General features: G+C 44.1%; 3 protein-coding genes and 1 pseudogene. 3 read left to right on the top strand and 1 reads right to left on the bottom strand.

Annotated features, from left to right (window positions below; all coding sequences use genetic code 11):
* The 3 genes and pseudogenes from F6K20_RS23690 to F6K20_RS23680 form a co-directional block, all read left to right on the top strand.
* Positions 1-644 (top strand): annotated as a pseudogene (locus tag F6K20_RS23690) (hypothetical protein); the annotation flags it as partial.
* A gap of 1,155 nt (positions 645-1,799) precedes the next feature.
* Positions 1,800-2,108 (top strand): hypothetical protein, encoded by a 309-nt coding sequence (locus F6K20_RS23685; RefSeq protein ID WP_131826938.1) that lies wholly within the window; start codon positions 1,800-1,802, stop codon positions 2,106-2,108.
* A complete protein-coding gene (locus F6K20_RS23680) occupies positions 2,099-3,418 on the top strand; it encodes a hypothetical protein (protein ID WP_008183071.1) in 1,320 nt (439 codons plus the stop codon). Before F6K20_RS23685 ends, F6K20_RS23680 begins: the two co-directional genes overlap by 10 nt.
* Positions 3,419-4,017: 599 nt before the next feature.
* Here the strand turns inward: F6K20_RS23680 and F6K20_RS23675 are convergent.
* A complete protein-coding gene (locus F6K20_RS23675) occupies positions 4,018-4,485 on the bottom strand; it encodes an FxLYD domain-containing protein (RefSeq protein WP_008183073.1) in 468 nt (155 codons plus the stop codon).
* Positions 4,486-5,076: the final 591 nt, after the last annotated feature.

The raw sequence follows: 5,076 nt of genomic DNA, 5'->3' as shown, positions 1-5,076 counted from the left end.
TTGTTGTGGATTTAGGCGATGGTAACAGGAGTCCTCTGTGGCGTAATACCGAAACCGGGGGTGTTGCGATTTGGAAGATGGAAGGCTCCGAGTTCCAGGAGGCAATAACTACTCAGGCACCAGCAGGTCAACCAGGATCAGACCTCAACTGGGAAATCCGTGGCACCGGAGATGTTAACGGTGGTGGTGCAGAAGAAATCTTCTGGTACAACACATCTACTGGAGAAATTGCTGTTTGGGAGATAGATCAAACCGGGTTTCAGAATGCTACGTTTATTACGGATACCAATGGTGACAGGTTGACCATATCACCTAATGATCCCTGGCAGTTAGTTGCGGCTGGAGACATGGATGGCGATGGTAACGCAGATGCTATCTGGGAAAATATGAATACCCAAGAGTTTGCCTACTGGAAGCTTGATGGTACTGTTTTCCAAAACGCAGTGCTGATCGATTCCCGACCAGCAAACGGTGCTTGGGAATTCCGTGGTTCCTATGACGCTAACAACGATGGTACTGATGATTTCTTCTTCCGTAATTCCGTTACTGGACAGAATGGCATGTGGATGATCCACAATAACTCACTGGGTCAGATTGTCGAGATCGATAGGGTTGAGGATCTCAACTTCTCCTTCTACGTCTAGGATAGTCAGCAGCTAGCTTTTCTGTTGTAATTAAAGTTGAGAAAAACCCACCCCTTCTGCTTACGCTCAAGGGGTGGGTTGATTGTTCACTTAAATCTGAATCTAATATCTCCGAGTTTTAGGGCAAACGCATCTAATCGTCACAAACCAGATCTTATTGGCATTTGGCTGACCCAAAAATTTATTGCTGACCCAAAAATTTTGACGGGGATGAATTAAACTGGTATATTATTTATTTGGCTTATCTTTAGCGCCACTATGATTTTCACTAATTAATAGGTACGACCACCAGGATATAAAACTGTCAGCATTCAGGCTAATGCTGTCAGCTATCATGCTTAAAATAAACCCAGCGTAGCGTGCGCCGTTCCCGTAGCGTGCGCCGTTTTCGTAGCGTGCGCCGATGCGCAATGTGCAATGGGCAAACGGGATAATTTAATATTGATAGATTAATGAGAATTGAAAGTCAACAGAAAAGTCCTTGGCCTATGGCCACGCTACTTGAAGTCCTTTGTGGCACAGGCTTCGACGCTGTGATCCAAAAAAGATTAAACGAATGCTTACCTCTTTTATTCAAAAGCACCTCAAGTAGCACCCTCTGTAGGGCATTAGCTGATAGCTGATAGCTTACCCACTAACTGCCCTGAGGCAGGGGAAAATTTATCATTCATAATTATTAGCTGACTTGATGTTATATAATAATTAGTTTTTGCTCAGTGCCAACTCAGTAAAAATTTTATAAATTTTTATGAAAATTTAATGAATATACCTAATTTGATAGTGACATTTACGGATTTTTATGGCATTTATACTAGTGGTAGGTTTTTTTTCAGTCAAAACGCCAAAAAAATCTGAAGCCTGGAACAAAAATATTTTTTTGAGTAGATCATCTGTTAGGGGTGGAATTTTATCAGGGTATCGTTAGCCAGTAAAATAATATAAAAGGCTTCAAAAAATTTATCCAGTTTCACTGGATAAATTTCAGCAGGGCATCTTTGAACTATTAAAGGGGGTGTTTTACCCTTATCGATATATCTAGAAATAGGTATCTAGAAAGGTATTGTACCCTAGATACATCGATAAGCATAATTAAATTTTCCCCAAAAGTTCACAGACAAAGTTCACAGACTCTTATCCCATTTCAGGCAAGGGACCTTGAGTAATGCCAGTGTATTGATGCAAAGCGCGAGTGGGGGAAACCACGGCAGACCGCGAGTGGGGAGGGGCTGTGTGCGGAACCTGCGTCCGCACCGCTGTTTGCCCCGTGGGAACCCCCAAGACCGCACTGCCTCCCCTGTTCCGAAGCTGCATCGCTTTTGTAAGTTACACATCCCGTCAATTAGTGAGTTGGGACTGAATTGGGATGGAGTAATTAGAAATTTTTTGGTGCATCAGGACGGAAAAGAAAAGCCAACCAATGTAAACACAGATAACTTTTGGGAAAAAACTATCTTATGGTTCTGATTGAAGCAGAAGGTACTCGCGTAACGCGAGTAAACTACGGCATAACCGGTTTCAACAATATTAATCTCGTTGCTTCAGGGGGTCGAGCCGTCGAGATCACAGACTTTGATAACCCGGTTCCAGTTCCCGGTGTGCTTACCTTTCAATGGACAGCACAGGATGGACCAGCTGGTAAGTACGATATTCGTATTGCCTACTTTGACGAAGAGGATGGGGAATCTCCCCTGACATTTAGTGTCAATGGAGAGGTAGTTGGTACCTATGTTTATAATCTAAACTTACCTGCTAATAGACCTCGGCCAACAGCTGAGCCAAGGAATTATGTCCCTCTGAGGGGTGGCAATTCAAGTGGCACCCTAAGTGCTGAGGCTAATCCAAATAAACCCCTTTTTCAAAACATAGACCTTGCTCCAGGGGATGAAATAGAAATCTCGGTACTGGCAGATAGCAATAATTCTGATTTGAATTTCGAGCGAGGGCGACTTGATGCCATTGAAATTACCCGAATCCCCAGTGTGGATCTGTTCTGGCATAATCCTGTCAGTGCAAAAGTTGGTTTGTGGACTCTAAATGGCCAGGGGACTAGCGTCGAGACGACAGCGTTTATTACCGATCAAAGTGGTCAGGAGGTGTCGGTACCAGACAACACTGGATTTGAAGCTCGTGGTGTTGTGGATTTAGGCGATGGTATCAGGAATCCTCTGTGGCGTGATACCCTAACCGGCGGTGTTGCGGTTTGGAAGATGGAACGCTCCGAGTTCCAGGAAGCAATAATTACTCAGGCACCAGCAGGTCAACCGGGATCAGACCTCAACTGGGAAATCCGTGGCACGGGAGATGTTAACGGTGATAGTGCAGAAGAAATTTTCTGGTACAACACATCCAGCGGAGAAATTGCTGTTTGGGAAATAGATGAAAACGGGTTTCAGAATGCTACGTTTATTACGAATACCAATGGTGACAGGTTGACCATATCACCTAATGATCCCTGGCAGTTAGTTGCGGCTGGAGACATGGATGACGATGGTGACGCAGATGCTATCTGGGAAAATATGAATACCCAAGAGTTTGCCTACTGGAAGCTCGATGGTACTGTTTTCCAGGAGGCAGTGCTGATCGATTCCCGACCAGCAGACGGTCCTTGGGAATTCCGTGGGGCCTATGACGCTAACCGAGATGGTATTAATGATTTCTTCTTCCGTAATTCCGTTACTGGACAGAATGGCATGTGGATAATCGAGAATAACTCACTTAGTAATATTGTCGTTATCGATACGGTTGAGGATCTCAACTTCTCCTTCTACGTTTAGGATAGTCAGCAGCTAGCTTTAGGGACTTGCGTGTAAAAAAAATACCAATTAAAGTAGGGTGGGCAAAGTAATATAATTTAGAATAATCAAAAGAAACAAACTGTTTTTGCCCACCCTACAAGCTAAAAACTGGTATTTGATTTTTTGGCTACTCCCTTACTCTTGTCATTAGAGTGAATGAAAACCCACCCCTTCTGCTTAAGCTCAAGGGGTGGGTTGATTGTTCACTCAAATCTGAATCTAATATCTCCGACTGTTAATCACTTCGTAGTCAGGTACGTTAATTGTTATAGCGGTTTGCGATTTTTTAAGTACATAGTTCTGGGTTTTTATGGAACAGGGCACAGGGCACAGGAAACAGGGCACAGGGCACAGGGCACAGGGAGTAGGGAGTAGGAAACAATAAAAAAATCCTGTGTACCTGATTAATATGAGAACCGTTATAGTGAATTATTAGTTATTAATTGAAAACTGTCAATTTTAAATTTATTGATGACATTATTATGTGGGATTCAGTGGTAAGCATTCACCTAAAGACCAAATACTTAGGTTCAGTTGCTCAGCAATTTATGCCTCAAAAGCGTGAATTGATATCGAAATCATGGAGTCGGTTTACGATCCCAGTCAACGGATGTGGTTTTTAATTCCCGACCACCCCACATTTCCGTCTCGAAAGTAGCACTTTCTCCAGCACTGAGGTTAGGGGGATTGGTGTACATGGAACTGGTGCCAATTACACTGCCGTCATCATCGAGAATTTCATAGTTTACTCGGGTCGAGTAGACAGTTTTGTCGGTTTTGTTGACTACACGACCGATAAGACGGTCATTTTGGAAACTCACTTCGCTAATGACTACTTTGGAGTCTGAGATGCCACATAGACTACTAAGATCTACAAGGGTGCCATTATCGGTTTGCATGTAGCACACTGGTAGCTCAATCTCTGTGCTCGGTACAGGGGAGAAGCCAGAGGCAAGCGTCAGTGGCAGGCTAAACGCCTTGGGAACAATTAGCAGGATTGAGGCAGCTTCTAAAGCAAGGGACAAAGACCAAAATTTCACCATCATGGTCACCTTCTCAAACTGATTACAGGATAAATGGTCAGGGTGGGAGCCCTCAGCCCAAGTTCTCCAAGTGGGGAACCTTGGTGGTTGAGGGTGATTACTAGTTCAGCTAGGTTGATACGGATCGTAAATCCAGTTATTAATCGTAGCGTGGGCAGTGCCTACCAACGCGGTTTGCAAGCTTGATTATCTGTCTGGTGCACTGCCCACCCTACATCAACCTAGGTTGATACGGATCGTAAATCCAGTGATTAATCCTAGGGTGGGCAGTGCCTACCAACGCCCTTTGCAAGCTTGATTATCTGTCTGGTGCACTGCCCACCCTACATGAACTCTAGTTCGGCTGGGTTTGTGTAGCCCCACGGTTGACACAGTGGGGCAAAAAAGGCCTAATAGACTAGCATATTGTAGAAACTACTCAGAAGTTATCCGAAAAATTATTTAATGGTTGGGTGAGAGTGGAGAAATTACTGGTAACTCACTTCAGTAATCCTTTAGACGGCTTGTGGTCTAAAGTAGGCTCCACAACCCCCCAAGACAAATTTTTGGATAGCTTCTAAGCAGCCTACGGGCAATGTACAGCAAGGTGGAAGA

Origin of the sequence: Moorena sp. SIO2C4 (assembly GCF_010672485.1) — a bacterium.
In the GTDB taxonomy this organism is placed as follows: domain Bacteria; phylum Cyanobacteriota; class Cyanobacteriia; order Cyanobacteriales; family Coleofasciculaceae; genus Moorena; species Moorena producens.
This window is presented reverse-complemented; position numbering and strand designations above follow the sequence as displayed.

Bases quoted from the DNA above. Each gene is read 5' to 3' on its own strand.
- F6K20_RS23675 (WP_008183073.1), bottom strand. From the start codon at position 4,485: ATGATGGTGAAATTTTGGTCTTTGTCCCTTGCTTTAGAAGCTGCCTCA.
- F6K20_RS23680 (WP_008183071.1), top strand. From the start codon at position 2,099: ATGGTTCTGATTGAAGCAGAAGGTACTCGCGTAACGCGAGTAAACTAC.